Annotated in this window: 15 protein-coding genes; 8 read left to right on the top strand and 7 right to left on the bottom strand. The window is 66.3% G+C overall.

All coding sequences use genetic code 11. The features are described from left to right. Positions 1-53: 53 nt before the first annotated feature. Positions 54-275: a hypothetical protein gene (locus BXA07_RS06505; protein ID WP_076566709.1), complete on the bottom strand. Its 222-nt coding sequence runs from the start codon at positions 273-275 to the stop codon at positions 54-56. A gap of 218 nt (positions 276-493) precedes the next feature. On the opposite strand from BXA07_RS06505, the gene BXA07_RS06500 reads away from it, so the two are divergent. From BXA07_RS06500 to BXA07_RS30000, 3 genes are all read left to right on the top strand, one after another. Then, positions 494-1,087: a chromate transporter gene (locus BXA07_RS06500; protein WP_076566708.1), complete on the top strand. Its 594-nt coding sequence runs from the start codon at positions 494-496 to the stop codon at positions 1,085-1,087. After that, the gene (locus tag BXA07_RS06495) at positions 1,084-1,668 is read left to right on the top strand and encodes a chromate transporter (RefSeq protein WP_076566706.1); all 585 of its coding nucleotides are present in this window, start codon (positions 1,084-1,086) and stop codon (positions 1,666-1,668) included. Before BXA07_RS06500 ends, BXA07_RS06495 begins: the two co-directional genes overlap by 4 nt. Before the next feature lie 201 nt (positions 1,669-1,869). Beyond that, a complete protein-coding gene (locus tag BXA07_RS30000; RefSeq protein ID WP_139335458.1) occupies positions 1,870-2,073 on the top strand; it encodes a hypothetical protein in 204 nt (67 codons plus the stop codon). 75 nt (positions 2,074-2,148) lie between these two features. On the opposite strand, the gene BXA07_RS06485 is transcribed toward BXA07_RS30000, so the two are convergent. Together BXA07_RS06485 and BXA07_RS06480 are read right to left on the bottom strand one after the other, a co-directional pair. Beyond that, positions 2,149-2,931: a DUF4349 domain-containing protein gene (locus tag BXA07_RS06485; RefSeq protein ID WP_076566703.1), complete on the bottom strand. Its 783-nt coding sequence runs from the start codon at positions 2,929-2,931 to the stop codon at positions 2,149-2,151. A 16-nt stretch (positions 2,932-2,947) separates the two neighbouring features. Beyond that, on the bottom strand, positions 2,948-3,574 hold the full coding sequence (locus BXA07_RS06480) for a transglutaminase-like domain-containing protein (protein WP_083708092.1): 627 nt from the start codon (positions 3,572-3,574) through the stop codon (positions 2,948-2,950). 245 nt (positions 3,575-3,819) lie between these two features. Between BXA07_RS06480 and BXA07_RS06475 the strand changes: the two genes are divergently transcribed. From BXA07_RS06475 to BXA07_RS06465, 3 genes are read left to right on the top strand one after another with little or no spacing between them, the layout of a single operon-like run. Further along, positions 3,820-4,407: a DUF2760 domain-containing protein gene (locus tag BXA07_RS06475; RefSeq protein ID WP_076566701.1), complete on the top strand. Its 588-nt coding sequence runs from the start codon at positions 3,820-3,822 to the stop codon at positions 4,405-4,407. After that, positions 4,404-6,275 carry an Hsp70 family protein gene (locus tag BXA07_RS06470; protein WP_076566700.1) on the top strand — a complete coding sequence of 624 codons (1,872 nt, stop codon included), beginning with the start codon at positions 4,404-4,406 and terminating at the stop codon, positions 6,273-6,275. Before BXA07_RS06475 ends, BXA07_RS06470 begins: the two co-directional genes overlap by 4 nt. Before the next feature lie 2 nt (positions 6,276-6,277). After that, positions 6,278-9,055 (top strand): Hsp70 family protein, encoded by a 2,778-nt coding sequence (locus BXA07_RS06465; RefSeq protein WP_076566698.1) that lies wholly within the window; start codon positions 6,278-6,280, stop codon positions 9,053-9,055. Between the two features lie 121 nt (positions 9,056-9,176). On the opposite strand, the gene BXA07_RS06460 is transcribed toward BXA07_RS06465, so the two are convergent. The 3 genes from BXA07_RS06460 to BXA07_RS06450 form a co-directional block, all read right to left on the bottom strand. Further along, entirely contained in the window at positions 9,177-10,718 is a 1,542-nt protein-coding gene (locus BXA07_RS06460; RefSeq protein WP_076566697.1) for a CHASE2 domain-containing protein, read from the bottom strand. 106 nt (positions 10,719-10,824) lie between these two features. Then, positions 10,825-12,021, bottom strand: coding sequence for a serine hydrolase domain-containing protein (locus BXA07_RS06455; protein ID WP_244556219.1), 1,197 nt, complete (start codon positions 12,019-12,021; stop codon positions 10,825-10,827). A 160-nt stretch (positions 12,022-12,181) separates the two neighbouring features. Further along, positions 12,182-13,678: an alginate export family protein gene (locus BXA07_RS06450; protein WP_083708068.1), complete on the bottom strand. Its 1,497-nt coding sequence runs from the start codon at positions 13,676-13,678 to the stop codon at positions 12,182-12,184. A 283-nt stretch (positions 13,679-13,961) separates the two neighbouring features. Here BXA07_RS06450 and BXA07_RS06445 point away from each other — a divergent pair, with 283 nt between their 5' ends. Further along, entirely contained in the window at positions 13,962-15,107 is a 1,146-nt protein-coding gene (locus BXA07_RS06445; RefSeq protein WP_076566692.1) for a sigma-54-dependent Fis family transcriptional regulator, read from the top strand. Positions 15,108-15,125: 18 nt separating this feature from the next. Here BXA07_RS06445 and BXA07_RS06440 read toward each other — a convergent pair whose 3' ends face one another. After that, positions 15,126-15,500 (bottom strand): hypothetical protein, encoded by a 375-nt coding sequence (locus tag BXA07_RS06440; protein WP_076566691.1) that lies wholly within the window; start codon positions 15,498-15,500, stop codon positions 15,126-15,128. A gap of 304 nt (positions 15,501-15,804) precedes the next feature. Here BXA07_RS06440 and BXA07_RS06435 point away from each other — a divergent pair, with 304 nt between their 5' ends. Next, a complete protein-coding gene (locus BXA07_RS06435; RefSeq protein ID WP_076566689.1) occupies positions 15,805-17,607 on the top strand; it encodes an NAD(P)/FAD-dependent oxidoreductase in 1,803 nt (600 codons plus the stop codon). Positions 17,608-17,664: the final 57 nt, after the last annotated feature.

Below are 17,664 nucleotides of genomic sequence, written 5' to 3'. Positions count from 1 at the left end.
CAATTCGACAACATTCTGCTGTGACTGTGGGCAACACTCTTGCCCACAGTTACTCAATGCAAGGTCTGGCGGCGCTGCTCCGGATACAGCAGCACGCGCTCGATCAGTTCGGGCGCCAGATTATATGACTTCAGGTATTCGAGCGCACACAAGGTACTGAAGGCGGCCTGCACGGCGATGCCCAGGTTGACGATGTCGCACATCTTCTGATCGACCCGGGCATGCAGCACCACGGTTTTGACGGGCATATGCAGCGTTTCTGGGGAATTAGGCATGGTGAACAACTCCTGCGAAGGGGTAGCGGAGAGAGGCGGCGTAGCGGTGCGAGCCGTGCCGGCGCGGACGTGGACAGCGGTCGTATTGCCTGTGAAAGTATTGCTGATAAATTCTCGATGTCAATGGCAGGGAAACATGAGTCACGGTTTTTTTCTTGCAGGCACAAGCGCCAGCGAAAGCGATGGACAAGCGCGAACGGCCACGGCGATAATCAGCCATGTCCTCCTCCCCCATTTCCGCCCTTCCGCCAGTTCCCGCCCGCCCGCAGCCCGCCTCGCTTGCCGACCTGTTCTTCTCGTTTACCTGGCTGGCCCTGCAAGGCTTCGGCGGCGTGCTGGCCGTGATCCAGCGCGAAATGGTGGAACGCAAGCGCTGGCTCACGCAAGAGGAATTTCTCGAAGACTGGGCCGTGGCGCAAATCATGCCGGGGCCGAATGTCGTCAACCTGTCGCTGATGGTGGGCGGGCGCTATTTCGGCTTGCGGGGCGCGCTGACGGCCCTGGCCGGCATGCTGGCCGTGCCCCTCGTCATCGTCCTGCTGCTGGGCGTGCTCTACACGCGCTTTGGCGACAATGCGCAGATGGCGGGCGCCCTGCGCGGCATGGCCGCCGTCTCGGCCGGCATGATCGCCGCCACGGGCGTAAAACTGGCGACGGCGCTGGCCAGGCATCCGCTGCCCCTGTGGCTGACCTTGTCCATCGCCGTACTGGGCGTGCTGATGGTGGCGGTCTTCCGCTGGCCCCTGCTGTACGTCCTGCTGGGCCTGGGCGGCATCGGCTGCCTGCTGACGTACCGGAAGCTGTCTTCATGAACCCGCCATTGCAACTGGTGCTGAGCGCGGGCGACTGGCTGAACCTGTTCGGCCATTACCTGATGCTGTCGCTGATGTCGATCGGCGGCGCCATTTCCACCACGTCCGAAATGCACCGCTTTCTCGTGGAACAGCATGGCTGGCTGACGCAGGCGCAGTTCAACGAATCGATCGCCATCGCCCAGGCCGCGCCCGGCCCCAACGTGCTGTTCGTCGCGCTGATGGGCTGGAACGTGGGCATGAACGCGGGCAGCTATGCGGCCGCGTACCTCGGCGTGCTGGTGACCATGGTGGGCATCATGCTGCCCAGCACGACCTTGACCTACGTGGCGGCCCAGTGGGGCTACCGCAACCGCGACCTGCGCGCCGTGCGCGCCTTCAAGCAAGGCATGGCGCCCATCGTCGTCGCCCTCCTGATTTCCACCGGCATGATTTTGGGCGGCGCCAACCATGACATCCGCACGGACTGGCCCCTGTGGAGCCTGTCCATCGTGGCGGGCCTGATCATCTGGCGCACGAAGATCCATTTGCTCTGGCTGCTGGCGGGCGGCGCCGTGCTGGGCTGGCTGCAACTCGTCTGAGCCATATTTGACGGTGACATCATCACGCGAACGGCGCAGCCATGCCAGGATGATCATTATTAAAAAATTAATTGAGCTTTCTTGATAAGCACACTAAGATGTGTCCCTCTTGCGCCGCATTGTTTGGCGGCGTGAGTCAACATGAAATCAGCGGGTCGCTTGCAACTGTCCCTTTACGTCACCCATTCAGGTAGTTCACTCATGAAAAATATGATAGCGGGCGTGTCCGCCCTGTTGCTGTTGAGCGCATGCGCCACCCCCACCGCACCGGAGTCGCCGGCCAGCACCGCCAGCACGAGCGATGTCAGGATGGAGGCGGAAAGCAGTACGGGCAGCAATATCAAGAAACGGCCGAAAAAAGCGGCTGAAGTAGTCTCCGCCATCTCGGCAAACCGCAGGGTCTGATCCCGCCACAACAGCCACTCTACCCCGCTCCAGGGCCTGCCGCGCGCAGGCCCTGTTCACGTCGGGAGCCCGCGCCTAGCGCTTGATGCCGCGCAAGCGGCGCCAGCCCTTGCGTCCCAGCGGGAACAGCAGCACGAACGCCACCAGCCACGGCAGGATGTAGGCCATGGCCGTGATGGCGTTGGCCACGCCTTCGGACAGGTTATCCGTAAAATTGCCCAGCGCGCGCTTGACGGGACGCCAGAACGCTTGCTTGCCTTCGGCGCTGATGGCCACGTTCAGCAAGTCCGTGTCTATGCGCTGCATCAACAGCGCGTTGGCCGCCGTCGCCTGCTCCAGTTCCACCTGCACGCTGGCCAGCTCCTTGGTCACCTTGATCAGCGCATCGACGTTTGTGCCCGAGCGCTTTTCCAGGTCTTGCAGCTGCGCCTGGTACTGCCTGAGCATGTCCAGGCGCTTCTTGCTGTCGAGCACGGGGCGGCCCAGGTCTTCCACCTTCGTGCCCTGGCTGGTGACGTCGCCTTCGGACGCGACCAGCGCGACGAGTTTCTTGATGCCGGCCGGCTTGGCGCGCATGCTGATGCGCGCATGCACGTAGCGGCCGCTGTCGATGCTGGAATCGAGCAGCAGACAGCCGCTTTCCGTGTCGGCCTTGCAGGCGGCGACGACTTTTTCATACAGGGGCCGCACTTGCCCCTCGTGCGTATCGACGCTGACATTGTGCTCGTAGGCCAGAAAGTCGCTGCCCTTTTCCTTGCCGTCGAGGCGGGCGGCGCTCGATTGCCCGCCGCTCTCGCCCTTGCCGCCGCAGCCGGCCAGCAGCAACAGGCCGAGCAGGCATATGGATACTTTTTTCATGATTTCTTTCGTCGAGTTATTTGTGTTGCGGCAACAATTCAATATCGGGCAAATGCGCCGCCACATCCTGCACCGTGGCATGGCCGGTCAGCGATGCGATCACCTGGGGCAGCGGCTCCGCCCAGATTTCCGGCAAGTCGCGCTCTTCCGGCGCCAGCACGGGAAAGGCCAGCTGTTCCTGCGGCGGCGTGAAGGCGGCATCGACGCCGGGCTTGTTGCCGCGCGCATCGATGCGGTACCAGCCAACTTCTTGCAAGTACACGGCGTTCAAGCCATGCAGGCAGAACGGCGGGCCCGCTTCGCCGACGGCCAGGCGCTGGTAGCACAGGCCGGCGGGAATGCCGTTGGCGCGCAGCAGCGCTGCCAGCAGATGGCTCTTTGCATAACAGTATCCCGTACCATGCTGCAAGACGTCGGACGCGCGGCAGGTGACAGGGTTGCGCCGGTAGTCCCAGCTGTGGGCGACTTCGTCGCGCACGAAGGCAAAGCAGCGCGCCGCGATGGCGGCGTCGCCCACGGCACCCGCCGCCAGTGCGGCCGCCTTGGCGCGCACGGCCGGATGGTCGCTGTCGATATACGTGCTGCTGGCAAGATATATGGAAAAGTCGGTGGACATGGCGTCAGGGTCAGGCGAAAAGATCATGCGCGATTCTAGTCGAAACAGCACGAAATCAAGCGTTTCCTTGCGCAGGAACAAAGAAAATCCACCCGACAGGCCGGCTGCGTGGCGGCCGGCGACTTTGGCGGCGGCCCGGTAGCTGGTATCATGCGGACAAACGTCAGCCGGCCGTATGCAAACCGGACCGGCACATGCAACACCTTGCGAAGCGGCCACGCCTTCCGGCGCGCCGCCGACGCCGCCCCTACAGATCAGAGAAACGAGTTCCCATGAGCACATCTTCGTCCCACCCATCGTTCTGGCGCCGAGTCCCGCTGGCTTTCGGCGCCTTCTTCAGCACCCTGTCGGACGCCGCCTATGCGGCCCGCGTGGAAAAGCTGTCCCTGCCCGAGGCCGCGCCGGTAGCGCCCGTGGCTCCTGCCCCGGTGCCCGCTCCCGTGCTGACGCCGGCCGCCGCCCCCGTCATCTTGAAAGAAGCGACGCCGGACGCGGCCCTGCAATTGCTGGCCCTGCTGCAACGCGAAGCGCGATTGATCGACTTCACCCAGGAAAACCTGGGCAGCCATGCGGACGCCGACATCGGCGCGGCCGCCCGCGTCGTGCATGAGGGCTGCGCCAAGGTCATGCGCGAATACTTCACCATCGACGCCGTGCGCCAGGAAGCCGAGGGCAGCCGCATCGTGCTGCAGGAAGGCTTTGATTCCGCGCAAGTGCGCCTGACGGGCAACGTCGTCGGCTCGGCGCCATTCACGGGCACCCTGAGCCATCGCGGCTGGCGCGCTTCCAGCGTGCGCCTGCCGAAACTGAGCGGCCAGCACGACGCTTCCATCCTCGCACCGGCGGAGGTGGAACTGTGAGCGATCAAGCCAACAACACCCCGCGCTACGCCATCGGCATCGACCTGGGCACCACCCACAGCGCCCTGTCGTATGTGAACCTGGTCGAGAGCGACGGCGAGCAATCCAGCCACGGCGTGCTGAAAGTGCCGCAGCTGTCGGCGCCGGGCACGGTCGAAGAATTGTCGCTGCTGCCGTCCTTCGTCTACCTGCCGCACGCCGACGAAGTGGCGGCGGGCGACCTGGCCCTGCCCTGGGTCACGGAAGAAGCGGAAGCGCCGTTCGTCGTCGGCGAAATGGCCCGCAGCCGCGGCGCCACCACGCCGATCCGTCTGGTGTCGAGCGCGAAAAGCTGGCTGTGCCACCCGGGCGTGGACCGCCGCGCGGCCATCCTGCCGAACGACGCACCGGCCGAAGTGGCGCGCATCTCGCCGATCACGGCCGCCACGCGCTACCTGACGCACTTGCGCCAGGCCTGGGACCACGCCCACCCGCAAGCGCCGTTCGCCGAGCAGGAAATCACGGTGACGATACCCGCCTCGTTCGACCCGGCCGCGCGCGAGCTGACGATGGAAGCGGCGCAGGCGGCCGGCTACGCGTCGCTGACCCTGCTGGAAGAGCCGCAGGCGGCCCTGTACAGCTGGATCCAGACCAGCGAAGGCCGCTGGCGCAAGGAAGTCAAGCCGGGCGACATCATCCTGGTCGTCGACGTGGGCGGCGGCACCAGCGACTTTTCGCTGATCGCCGTGCTCGAACGCGACGGCGTGCTGGAACCGCACCGCGTGGCCGTCGGCGAGCATATCCTGCTGGGCGGCGACAATATGGACCTGGCCCTGGCCCACCTGGTGGCGCGCAAGCTGGCCGCCAACGGTACCCAGCTGGACGCCTGGCAGATGCGCGCGCTCACTTACGGCTGCCGCAGCGCCAAGGAAAGCCTGCTGGCCGACAGCGGCCTCGATGTGGCGCCGATCGTCGTGCCCAGCCGCGGCTCGAAACTGATCGGCGGCTCCATCCGCACGGAACTGACGCGCGCGGAAGTGTCCACCTTCATTCTCGACGGCTTCTTCCCGCAGGTGGAAGCATCGAGCCGCCCTGCCGTGCGCACGCGCGCCGGCCTGACGCAACTGGGCTTGCCGTATGCGCAGGACGCGGCCATCACGCGCCACCTGGCCGCCTTCCTGGGCCGGCAAGTAGCGGCGACGGCCGAACTGGAAGGCTTCGCGGGCCGCCAGGCGGAAGGCGCCAGCTTCTTGCACCCGACGGCCGTGCTGTTCAACGGCGGCGTCTTCAAGTCGGACTTGCTGGTGCAGCGCATCATGGCGACCGTCAACGACTGGCTGTACATGGAAGGCGCGGAACCGGCGCGCATGCTGGCCGGAGCCGACCTGGACCTGGCCGTGGCGCGCGGCGCGGCCTACTACAGCTACGTGCGGCGCGGCCATGGCGTGCGCATCCGCGGCGGCACGGCCAGTTCCTTTTATGTCGCCATCGAATCGGCCATGCCGGCCATCCCCGGCATGGAACCGCCCATCCAGGCCCTGTGCGTGGCGCCGTTCGGCATGGAAGAAGGCAGCGAGCTGGAACTGCCGGGCCAGCAATTCGGCCTCGTCGTGGGCGAACCCGTGCACTTCCGCTTCTTCGCCTCGTCCACGCGCCGCAACGACCAGATCGGCGATTTGCTCGACTTCTGGGGTCCCGATGAATTGCAGGAGCTGAGCGAAATCCAGGCGACCCTGTCCGCCGAAGGCCGTCAGGCCGGCGACGTGGTGCAAGTCAAATTGCACGCGCGCGTCACGGAAGCGGGCACCCTGGAGCTGCTGGCCGTCTCCCCTGACGGCGCCGAGCGCTGGAAGGTGGAATTCGACGTGCGCGGCACGCCCCAGCAATAAACATGGGCAGCGCTGCGGGCAAGCCGGCCTACCTGGTCGGCATCGACCTGGGCACCACCAATACGGTGGTGGCGTATGCTGCGGCTGGCGATGCGCAGGCAGGAATAAACCTGTTCGCCATCGAGCAGCTGGTCGCGCCCGGCGAAGTGGGCGCACGCCCCCTGCTGCCCTCCTTGCGCTACCACCCCGCCGCCGGCGAACTGGCGGCGGGCGACTTGCCGCTGCCGTGGCCGCAGCAGGACGTCGCCGGCGCGCAAGCTGCCGTGCTGGGCGCGTTCGCGCGCCAGCTCGGGGCCCAGGTGCCGGGCCGGCTCGTGTCCAGCGCGAAGAGCTGGCTGTCGCATGCGAACGTGGACCGCCAGGCGCCCATTTTGCCGTGGGGCGCCGAAGCCGACGTGGCCAAGGTGTCGCCCGTGGCGGCCAGCGCCAGCTACCTGGCCTACGTGCGTGCCGCGTGGAATCACCGCTTCCCCCACGCGCCCCTCGAACAGCAGGAACTGGTGCTGACCATCCCCGCCTCGTTCGACGAGGGTGCGCGCGCACTCACCCTGGCGGCGGCGCGCATGGCGGGCTTGCCCGCGCTGCGGCTGGTGGAAGAACCGCAGGCCGCCTTTTATGATTACCTGCAGCGCCGGCGCGCCACCTTGCAGCTTGACCTGGCGCAAACGCGCCGCATTCTGGTGTGCGACGTGGGCGGCGGCACCACGGATTTCAGCCTGATCGACGTGGCCTTCGGCGACGATGGCGCACCGCAGCTCACGCGCAGCAGCGTGGGCAACCACCTGATCCTCGGCGGCGACAATATGGACCTGGCGCTGGCCCACCTGGTGGAAACGCGCATGGCGGCGGGTGTCGCAGGCGGCATGAAACTGTCTGCCGCGCGCTTGTCGCAGCTGATGGAGCGCTGCCGCGCCGCCAAGGAACTGCTGCTGTCGAACGACGCGCCCGACAGCGTCACCGTGACTTTACTGGGCGCGGGATCTCGCCTGATCGGCGGCAGCCGTTCCGCCGACGTCACGCGCGAGGAAGTGGCGGCCCTGGTGGTCGACGGTTTCTTCCCGAAAGTGGAACTGGGCGACACGGCGAAAAAGGGCCGTGCCGGCATCGTCGAATTCGGCCTGCCCTACGCGCAGGACGCGGCCATCACGCGCCACCTGGCGAGCTTCTTGCTACAGCACCAGGGCGAGCTGCCAGATACCCTGCTGCTCAATGGCGGCGTGTTCCGCGCCGACGCGCTGGCGCGCCGCCTGGCCGCCACGCTGGAACACTGGCGCGGGCAGCCCCTCACCATCCTGCACAACGACAATCCCGACGTGGCCGTGGCCCGTGGCGCCGTCGCCTACGCGCTGGCCCGGCGCGGCCAGGCCCCGCGCATCGGCGGCGGCTCGCCGCGCAGCTATTTCCTCGTGCTGGGCGAGGCGGGCAAGGACCGCCGCGCCGTCTGCATCCTGCCCCGTGGCAGCGCCAGCGGCGAGGAAATCCGCCTGACGGAGCGCCTGTTCGCCCTGCGCCTGGGACGGCCCGTGCGCTTTCACCTGGCCACCTCCCTCTTTGAGTCGGGCACGCCGCCGAAGCTGGGCGACATCGTCGACCTGGCCGAAGGCGAGTACCTGCGCCTGCCGCCGCTGGCCAGCGTGCTGCACGACAAGCAGGACGCCACGGACAAGCGCGAAATCACCGTGCAGCTGGCCACCGTGATGACGGAAGTGGGCACCCTGGAAGTGCACTGCGTGGCCGCAGCCGATGCCAGCCAGCGCTGGCTGCTGGAATTCCAGCTGCGGGGCGAAGAGGAAACGCAGGCCGACACGCCCACGGTATCGCCGCGCATCAAGGAAGCCGTCGAGAAGATCGAGCGCATCTTCGGCGGCAAGGCGCAAAAGGTCGAAAGCAAGGAAGTGCGCCAGCTGCGCCAGCACCTGGAACGGGGCCTGGGCGGGCGCGAGAGCTGGGACACGCCCTTGCTGCGCCAGCTGTTCGATGCCCTCATGCTGCGCGCGCGCGGCCGGCGCCGCTCCGCCGAGCATGAGCGGGTATGGCTGAACCTGGCCGGCTACTGTCTGCGGCCCGGCTATGGCGATGCGCTAGACCCGTGGCGCATCGAGCAGCTGTGGACCCTGTTCGACGCGGGCGTCCAGCACCACAAGGATAACCAGGTGTGCGCCGAATGGTGGACCCTGTGGCGCAGGGTCGCTGGCGGCTTGAGCGCGGAGCAGCAATTGCGCCTGCTCGACGACTTCGCCTTCAACCTGCAAGCCGACGCGGCCCAGCGCGGCAGCCGCCCCGTCACCCTCGTGAACGGCAGCGACGACGACATGCTGCGCCTGGGCGCCTCGCTCGAGCGCATCCCCGGCGCCTACAAGGCGGAAGTGGGCGCCTGGCTGATCAAGCGCCTGCAGAAGGCGGATAAAAAGGGCGAAGCGGCGGACACGAACACATTGTGGGCGCTGGCCAGGGTCGGCGCGCGCCAGCCCTTCCACGGTAGCGCGCACGAAGTGGTCGACAGCGCCACCGTGGCCGAATGGCTGGACATGCTGCTGGCGCTGGACTGGAAAAAGACGGAACCGGCCGCGTTTGCCGCCGCCCACCTGGCGCGCATGACGGGCGACCGCTCGCGCGACATCGGCGACGAGCTGCGGGCCACCATCCTGGCCCGCCTGAAAGCCGTCGGCGCCCCGCCCCTGTGGCAAACGATGGTCAGCGAAGTGACACAGCTGGACGAAGCGGCTACCAAGCGCATGCTGGGCGAGGCGCTGCCGCCGGGCTTGAAGCTGATCGGCTGAAACCATGCGTCACGTAGGTCGGATTAGCGTAGCGTAATCCGACAGGCATCTGCGCGCGCCGCAATACCGCGGCAAACCATCGGCCAGCCATACCCAGGACATTGCGGTACGCCGCCTTGCGCTAAATGACGGCGATGATCAACAGCACCACCGCCAGCGGCGCCTGCACCAGCACGATGCCGGGATGCGTGCGGCGCAGCTGGGCCCACACGGACAGGCCCGGCACTTCCTCGTGCGGGTGGTGCGCTTCGTCGCGCAGCGACATCGCGTGCAGGAACATGCCGGCGATCAGGGGGCCGGGGTTGACCCACCAGCCCTGCTCGAGCAAGCCGCGCGACAGGTAGATGGCCAGCGCGCCGATGGCAAACGGCGAAGCCCACACCAGCACCAGCAGCAGGCGGATGCCATAGAATTCCGCCACGGTGCCCACGCGGTGCAAACGGCTGAAATCGTGGTCTTCCATGCGCCGGTCGATGGCCAGTTCGGCACGGCCGTACAGGGTCCACAGGCCGCCGAACAGGCAGCCCAGCAGCACGCCGATGACGATGTCGGCCGCGAACACCACGTATTTGTTCACGTCGGCCGTGCCGATGCCCAGCGAGGTGTGGGCGGCCGCATGCAGGTGCAGGCCCGCCTGCTCGCCTTCGGCCGTCGTATAGCGGTCGCGCACGTCATAGGTGCTGCCGATGTACACGACGTGCTTGCGCAAGGCCCCCGCATCCACGCCGGCCTGGCCGTCCATCAGTTGGACGCGCGTGCGCGTCGGGTTCAGGAAGGCCGGCGCCACGGCGGCCGGGTGAAACGGCGCGGTGACGGCATTCTGTTCCGCCGCATCCTTCGCGTCGCCGTGGATGACGGGCTCGAAGGCCCAGCGCGCCAATTCCTTTTCGCTGCCCGCGCGCCGCGCCAGCTGGCACACGCGGCCGGCCAGCGCCAGCCCTTCCTTTTGCTCGGACAAGGCGGCCGGCATGGGTTGCTGCCGCTCCTGCCCGCCGGCGCCATGCGCCAGCTCGAAGGCCACGGCCGCCAGCACGGGACTTTTCAGTTCGATGCGCGTGACGGCGCCCATGCGCTCGCGGATCCGCGGGCTGGCGAAATGGATGCCGGCCGCGCAGCGCGCGCGTATCCACGGCAGGTTCGCGTTCCGGTCAGATTGTTCGGGCAGGATCAGCACCAGTGTCCGTCCCTCGGCGGCCAGCCGGTCGAGCAGGCTGTCGAGCGGCCGCTCGCCATCCTTGTGCTGTTCATACACGGCCGGCGCCAGGTCCAGGTCGATGGCCAGCACCTGGCTGCCGCGCGCGGCGGCGCTGGCGAGCACTTGTTCCAGGCGCGTGCGCTCCAGCGGTTCGCGCTCGTCAAAGACCTGTTCGAACGCGGGCTGGTCGATTTCGATGATGCCGGGCCGGTAGGCGGCGCCCGGGTCCTTGCGCCGGTCCAGCAGCTGGCCCTGTGCCGCGCTGGCGCGCAGCATGGCCGCATCGAGCCATTCGAGCACGTGAAAACCCTCCAGCGCCAGCATCAGCGCGGCGATCAGGCTCGCGCCGATCACGTGGTGCAGCAGATGCGTGCCCGTCAGCTTGAAAGCCGAGCCCAGCCGGGCGACCGGCCACAGCAGGCGCCGCCAGAGCGGCGGTCGCGGTTGTTCTGGCTGGCGGGTTTCCATGGTGCGTACTCCTTGCATGCGGCGAATAAATTATCACCCAGGCAACAAGTGATGACGAAAGGACAGTGTATTGCAGTTATGTCCGTTTCGCCGCACGGCTGGCGCCCTACTTCGGCCTGGACAGCAGCAGCTTGCCCAGCGCTTCGAAGGCCGGAATGGTGGTCGGGTCGTTGGCCGCATTGGCCGCCGTCGGCGTGGAGGCGAAACGCACGATGACCATTTCCGCCTTCGGATCGACATAGATGCGCTGGCCGTACACGCCGCGCGCCATGTAGGCGCCATGGTCGTTATGCGTGACCCACCACATGTCGCGGTAGCTCCCGCCCTTGAGCAAATCGTAGCCGCCCTTGGCGAACAGCTGCTTGTCGCCGCCGCGGCGGATATCCTCGACGGCGGCCCTGGGAATGATTTGATGGCCGTTGTAGCGGCCATCGTTGCGCAGCATCTCGCCGAAGCGGGCCAGGTCGCGCAAGCCCGCATTCAGGCCCCCGCCGGCAAACGGCGTGCCCGTCGAATCGACCGTCATGTAGGCATCCTGCTCGGCGCCCAGCTTTTGCCAGACATGCTCGGACAGGTAGTCATTGACGTTCTGCCCCGTGACACGGGCGATGATCCAGCCCAGCACGTCGGAATTGACCGTGCGGTAGCCGAACGCCTCGCCATGCCGGCCCTCGTGCCGCACCGTTTGCAGGTATTCGAAATAGCTGCGCGGCCCCGTGTAGTCCTTGGGCTTGGGCAGCGGGCTGCCGGCCGCCGCGTGCTGCCACACTTCCGCTTTCGGGTCCGCGTAATCCTCGCTGAATTTCAGGCCCGTGGTCATGTCGAGCACCTGGCGCACGGTGGCGTCGCCAAATGCGGATTTGGCCAGTTCCGGCACATACTCGGCCACGGTCTTGCCAGGATCGAGCTTGCCTTCTGCCACCAGCGCCGCGCCCAGGGTGCCCATCACGGACTTCGTCACGGACATGGCGCCGTGCTGGCCGCTTTCCTTGAACACGCCAAGATAACGTTCATACACGATGCGGCCCCGGTGCAGCACGACGATGCCGTCCGTGTAGTTGGCGCCCAGCGACTGCTCCCAGCTCATCGTTTCCTTCGCCCCCAGCGGGGTAAAGCGCAGGCTGTCGATATCCTTGCGCAGCGCGCGTTTCAAGGGCACGGGCGCCCCCAGGCCGCGCGACACGTCCACCGTCGGCATCAGCTGGCGGAAGTGCGACACGCTCCAGCGCAGCTGCGGGAAGTTGAAATAGCTGCCATCGTCGAAGCGGATGATCTTGTCGGCAGGCGGCGGCGCGCCCACCATCCATTGCAGGGCGGCCGGATCGCTGGCGGCGGCCGACAGCGGCGCCGTCGCCTCGGCCGCGTGGGCGCCGGCGGCCAGCGCCAGGCAGGCGGCGGCCAGGGCCAGGCGTTTCATGCTGGGAAAATCGTTCATGCGATGCTCTCCTTGATAAACAGAATTCTTAATAAAGCCACACCACGTTCGCCAGCCAGCCCGTCCAGGTTTTGGCCTGGCCATTCACCAGCTGGTTCACGCCCGACTGCGCGAACGAGGCACTGAAACCCAGGGTCAGGTAGGTATTCGGATTCACCACGCGCACGTACTTGACGAAGACGTCGTTGGCCAGCATCGGGCGCAGCACGCCCGCAATCACCACGGGCGCGTCGCCCGGCACGTCGAGGCGCGTGGCCTGGCCAAACTGCAGCGGACTGCCCATCTGGTTGGCGCGCACCTGCGCCAGGTAGGCGGTCACGGTGTCCTTCGGCGTCGGGTGCAGCTCGATGGTCGCCTGCAAGGCATTCACGTTGGCATTGACGAAGACCCAGGTCGCCTTGCTGCCCGACGCCCAGGCGCCCGGCGTGCCTTCGAAAAACAGGGGGTCGAAGCGCTCGTTGCGCGCCGTGCGCGGATCGTCGCCGGAAAAGCTCTGGTACCCCAGGGTGAACTTCGGCGTCCACGCCACGCCGGGCAGCGAAAAGCCCCCTTCCGTGCGCCAGCCCCAGGCCCGCATCGGCTCGCGCGTATTCCATTCGCGCGCCGCGTCCACGCCGAACCAGCCTTTCGACAACACGCTGGGCAGCACGGGAACGCGCGCGTAGCCATACACGAACTGCAAGTCCTTGCGGCCATCGGGCACGGCCAGCGGCGCGCCGATGCCGCCCGGCGCCGCCTGCGGATAGGCGGCATGCGAACGGGGCACGTTGCCATACGCGATGCCGGCCTTGCGGTCGTCGGCAGGCGCGTAGCTGGCGTCAACGCCGACGACGCGCGTGCCGCTATCGTTGTCGGGGTTTTCATTCGGGTCGAGATAGAACGCCTGGGCGCTGAACGCATCCTGGCTTATTCTGGCCACCACGGAATTCTGGAAAGCCTTGCGCGGCCCCAGTTTCAGCGCGCCCCGGTCAAAGCCGTTCGAGCCGCCATTGGCGACCAGCATGCCCGTGCCCAGCGTGAAGTTCTGCGCCCCGGCCGACAGGTCAAGGCGCGCATTCGTGCCGCCGAGCGGCATGCGAATGCCGGCGACGAATTCCTCGATCGAGATGCGGCCCGTGTCGCCCGCGCCGAAAGGATCGTGGCGCACGGTGGCCGAGCCGACGGCGGACACGCGCGCATACAGCTGCCCGCCGTCGCCCAGGTTGCGCTTGAAGCCGAGCGCCGGCTTGGCATAGAACTCGTACCAGTAGGGCTTGAAATCGAAGCCGGGATTGCGCGCCGGCGTGTTCGACAGCTTCCAGAACAGATTGCTCTCGCCGGCGATCTGCGCGCCCGCCTCGACGGAAGGCGTCATTTGCCAGCCGGCGGCGACGGCCGGTTCGACGGCGGCGCGCCGGGCCACTTCTTTTTCCATGCTGCTCTGGCCATCGGGATCGAGCTGGCCGGCGGCGCCGCAGGCGGCGCTCCAGCCCAGCAGGGCCAGGACGAGCGAGCGGCGCGCCGGGAACATTGCTTGCGTTGCCATAGGTATCCCTTGCGATAGCCAGCTTTTGATTATTTTTCAGGCGCCGGACTGTCCTTGCATGAATGCTATCAGAGAACTTTCTTTTTATTGTTGTAAGGTATTCTATCGTGCGGGCCTGCCCGGCTGGCCATGCGGCAGGACAATAGTCCATTGCCGAGGCATTTTTCGGCTGAGACAAACGTCTCATGCGAGCCCTTGCTGCGGCGCGCCATGCGCGCGCGGCCGCTTCATGCTACAAACGCGAAGCAGCATAAAAACAGCAACCCATACACGGGAGAGCGCCATGCCCTACGTCCGCCAGACCAGCCACCTCGACCGGGTGCGCGACATGATCGCCGGCCGCATCGTCAATCCGGGCCTGGATGCGGCCAGGCTGGCCTCGTCCTACCGGCGCTCGCTCGACGACTACCGGCTCGACCCCGCCTCCACCACGGGGCCGCGCATCCTCACGGGCGCCGAGCTGCGCGCCATCCAGCAATCCGAGGAAAATTTTCTGCGCTCCACGGGCCAGTGCCTGCCGCGCCTGCACGCCATGGTGCGCGAAGCGGGCTACTGCGTCATCCTCGCCAATGCGCATGGCGTGACGATCGATTACGCGGTCGACCACGACCAGCGCAAGGACTTCAAGAAGGCTGGCCTGTACCCGGGCTCGTGCTGGTCGGAAGACGAGGAAGGCACCTGCGGCATCGCCTCCGTGCTGCTCGACCGGGAAGCCATCACCGTACACAAGACCGACCATTTCCGCGCCGCGTTCACGGGCCTGACCTGCAGCGCCGCCCCCATCTTTTCGCCGCATGGCGAGTTGATCGGCGTGCTCGATGCCTCCGCCTTGAGCTCACCCGACGCGCGCGACAGCCAGCGCCTGGTGAAACAGCTGGTGCGCCAGGGCGCCACCTTGATCGAGGACGGCTTTTTCCTCAAGACGTACAGTCATTGCTGCATCCTGCTGGCGCACCGCAACCGCCATTTCGTGGAAGTGCAGCCGGAAATGCTGCTCGCCATCGATGAACACGGCGACATCGTCGCCGCCAACCGCTGCGCGCGCGACGTCATCGCGGGACTCAATACCCTGCCGCGCCCCGTCGCCGAAGTGCTGGACGTGCGCGCCGAGCGCCTGGTCGATGCGCGCGCGGGGCGCAGCCTGCTGTCCCTGCGGCTGGCGGGCGGCGGCAGCTGGCTGCATGCGCGCGTGCGCGCGCCGCTGCGCCCTGCCGGTACGCGCCCGCGTGCCGGCAAATCCGCGCCGGTGGAAGCGCCAGAGCCGCTGAACCATACGCCGCTGGAGCTGGCCGAGCGCACCCGCATCGTCAATGCCATGAACGCCGCCAAATGGCGCCCGCTGCAGGCGGCAGCCATGCTGGGCCTGTCGCGCGCCACCCTGTACCGGCGCATCAAGCACCTGAAGATCGTGCCGCCGCACCGGCAGTAGCGCGCCGGCGGGCGCCGCTCAAATTTCCGGCGAGAAATACAGCGTCTTGCCGCAGCGCACGCAAACGTGCGCGCGATGGAAGGTGCGCTTCATCAGATTGCGCACATGCACGCGCTTGCCGCCACAGGCATTGCACGCCACGCCCCCATTCGTCACGCACGCAGGATTGTGTGCCTGGTACCAGGCAAACGTCTGCGTCTGGAACTTGGTGAGCAAGCGGATGTTGTAGACGAGCACCGTGGCACCGATGCCGCTGAACATCAGTCCATGAATCAGCGGGAAGAAATCCTCCTGCATGTCCCCGTTCACGTAGCCATGCAGCGAATAGAGGCCAATGGCGATGAAGGGCAGCGTGAACAGCAGGATGAAGATTTTTTTAGCGGTGTAGTTCATGAACGGGGGAAGAAAAAGGAAACGGGCGCCATGAAGGCGTTCTTGACATCCTGGAAATATTACCATAAATAGTTTCATTTTAGAAATAACAATTTCATAAAATCATCTACTACCCCTCCCTTGCGCGCTGAGATTTCCGTCTCACCGCAGGCCATGCTGCAACGCAAGATGTCGCCTCGGAACCCGCATGCTACAAGTGCTGCATGCGCCGCCATCCTTCCGGACAGCGGCGCGCCGTTTCCGGTCCGCATCCGCAGAGATGCGCCGGGAGCATTCCATCGCAGCAAACTATGGAGGAGATACCATGAGCGGACAAGACACGAACCTGGCCGTGGCCAGCATCCTGGAGCAGCTTGAAGGCTGTCTTCGCGCCAGTGACAGCACGGGCGCCGCACAACTGTTCGAGCCAGACGGTTACTGGCGCGACCTGGTGCTGTTTACCTGGAACCTGAAGACCCTGGAAGGCCGCGAGCAGATCGCCGCCATGCTGGCCGCCCAGCTGGGCGCCGTGCAGCCGGTGACCATCCGCATCGCCGATGGCGAGCATGCCGTGGAAGCCGGCGGCGTGCTGCAAAGCTGGATCACGGTGGAAACGAAGGTGGCGCGCGGCGTGGGCTTCATCCGCATCCGCGACGGCAAGATCTGGACCCTGCTCACCACCATGAGCGAATTGAAGGGCTTCGAGGAAGCCAAGGGCGGCCGGCGGCCGATGGGCGCGGAACACGGCGCGCGCACCAACCGCAGCAGCTGGCTGGAGCACCGCGAGCAGGAAGCCCGGGAACTCGGCTACGCGCGCCAGCCGTATTGCGTCATCATCGGCGGCGGCCAGGGCGGCATCGCGCTGGGCGCGCGGCTGCGCCAGCTCAATGTGCCGACCATCATCATCGAGAAAAACGCGCGCCCCGGCGACAGCTGGCGCAAGCGCTACAAGTCGCTGTGCCTGCACGACCCCGTCTGGTACGACCACATGCCGTACATCCCTTTCCCCGACAACTGGCCCGTCTTCACACCGAAGGACAAGGTCGGCGACTGGCTGGAGATGTACGCCAAGGTGATGGAACTGAACTACTGGGGCTCGACCTCATGCGAGTCGGCCAGCTTCGACGAGGCCAGCGGCGAGTGGACGGTGCAGGTGCTGCGCGACGGCCAGAGCGTCACCCTGAAGCCGAAGCAGCTGGTGCTGGCGACAGGCATGTCGGGCAAGGCGAACATGCCGAAGTTCAAGGGCATGGACGTGTTCCAGGGCGAGCAGCAGCATTCGTCGCAGCATCCGGGGCCGGACGCGTATGTGGGCAAGAAGGTGGTCGTCATCGGCGCGAACAATTCCGCGCACGATATCTGCGCCGCCCTGTGGGAAGCGGGCGTGGACGTGACCATGGTGCAGCGCTCGTCGACGCACATCGTCAAGTCCGATTCCTTGATGGACCTGGCCTTGGGCGACCTGTATTCGGAACGGGCGCTGGCGGCCGGCATGACCACGAACAAGGCCGACCTGACGTTCGCCTCGATTCCGTACAAGATACTGGCCGACTTCCAGAAACCCGTCTTCCAGGCCATCCGCGAGCGCGATGCGGATTTTTACCGGCGCCTGGAAGAGCGGGGCTTCATGCTCGACTTCGGCGACGACGATTCGGGCCTGTTCATGAAATACCTGCGCCGCGGCTCCGGCTACTACATCGACGTGGGCGCCTCGGAACTGGTCGCCGACGGCAAGATCAAGCTGAAAAGCGGCGTCGGCGTGCAGGAGCTGAAAGCCCATTCCATCGTGCTGTCGGATGGCACGGAGCTGCCCGCCGACCTGGTGGTGTACGCCACCGGCTACGGCTCCATGAACGGCTGGGCGGCGGACCTGATCTCGCCCGAGGTGGCGAATAAAGTGGGCAAGGTGTGGGGCCTCGGTTCCGCCACGACGAAGGACCCGGGCCCGTGGGAGGGCGAGCAGCGCAATATGTGGAAGCCCACGCAGCAGCAAGCGCTGTGGTTCCATGGCGGTAACCTGCACCAGTCGCGCCACTATTCCCAGTACCTGTCGCTGCAGCTGAAGGCGCGCATGGAGGGGTTGAACACGCCCGTGTACGGGCAGCAGGAGGTGCATCACCTGGCGTGAAATCCGGGGTCAGATCCCAGCCCTCGCTTTAAGGCCAGGTAGAAAAAATGGCGGCGG

This window comes from Janthinobacterium sp. TND4EL3, assembly GCF_900156175.1.
Taxonomy (GTDB): domain Bacteria; phylum Pseudomonadota; class Gammaproteobacteria; order Burkholderiales; family Burkholderiaceae_D; genus Janthinobacterium.
Note: the sequence above shows the minus strand (reverse complement) of the source record. Positions and strands in the feature narration are given on the sequence as shown.

Coding starts and splice junctions, on each gene's coding strand:
- BXA07_RS06505 (WP_076566709.1), bottom strand. CDS start 275: ATGCCTAATTCCCCAGAAACGCTGCATATGCCCGTCAAAACCGTGGTG.
- BXA07_RS06500 (WP_076566708.1), top strand. CDS start 494: ATGTCCTCCTCCCCCATTTCCGCCCTTCCGCCAGTTCCCGCCCGCCCG.
- BXA07_RS06495 (WP_076566706.1), top strand. CDS start 1,084: ATGAACCCGCCATTGCAACTGGTGCTGAGCGCGGGCGACTGGCTGAAC.
- BXA07_RS30000 (WP_139335458.1), top strand. CDS start 1,870: ATGAAAAATATGATAGCGGGCGTGTCCGCCCTGTTGCTGTTGAGCGCA.
- BXA07_RS06485 (WP_076566703.1), bottom strand. CDS start 2,931: ATGAAAAAAGTATCCATATGCCTGCTCGGCCTGTTGCTGCTGGCCGGC.
- BXA07_RS06480 (WP_083708092.1), bottom strand. CDS start 3,574: ATGATCTTTTCGCCTGACCCTGACGCCATGTCCACCGACTTTTCCATA.
- BXA07_RS06475 (WP_076566701.1), top strand. CDS start 3,820: ATGAGCACATCTTCGTCCCACCCATCGTTCTGGCGCCGAGTCCCGCTG.
- BXA07_RS06465 (WP_076566698.1), top strand. CDS start 6,278: ATGGGCAGCGCTGCGGGCAAGCCGGCCTACCTGGTCGGCATCGACCTG.
- BXA07_RS06460 (WP_076566697.1), bottom strand. CDS start 10,718: ATGGAAACCCGCCAGCCAGAACAACCGCGACCGCCGCTCTGGCGGCGC.
- BXA07_RS06455 (WP_244556219.1), bottom strand. CDS start 12,021: ATGGTGGGCGCGCCGCCGCCTGCCGACAAGATCATCCGCTTCGACGAT.
- BXA07_RS06450 (WP_083708068.1), bottom strand. CDS start 13,678: ATGGCAACGCAAGCAATGTTCCCGGCGCGCCGCTCGCTCGTCCTGGCC.
- BXA07_RS06445 (WP_076566692.1), top strand. CDS start 13,962: ATGCCCTACGTCCGCCAGACCAGCCACCTCGACCGGGTGCGCGACATG.
- BXA07_RS06440 (WP_076566691.1), bottom strand. CDS start 15,500: ATGAACTACACCGCTAAAAAAATCTTCATCCTGCTGTTCACGCTGCCC.
- BXA07_RS06435 (WP_076566689.1), top strand. CDS start 15,805: ATGAGCGGACAAGACACGAACCTGGCCGTGGCCAGCATCCTGGAGCAG.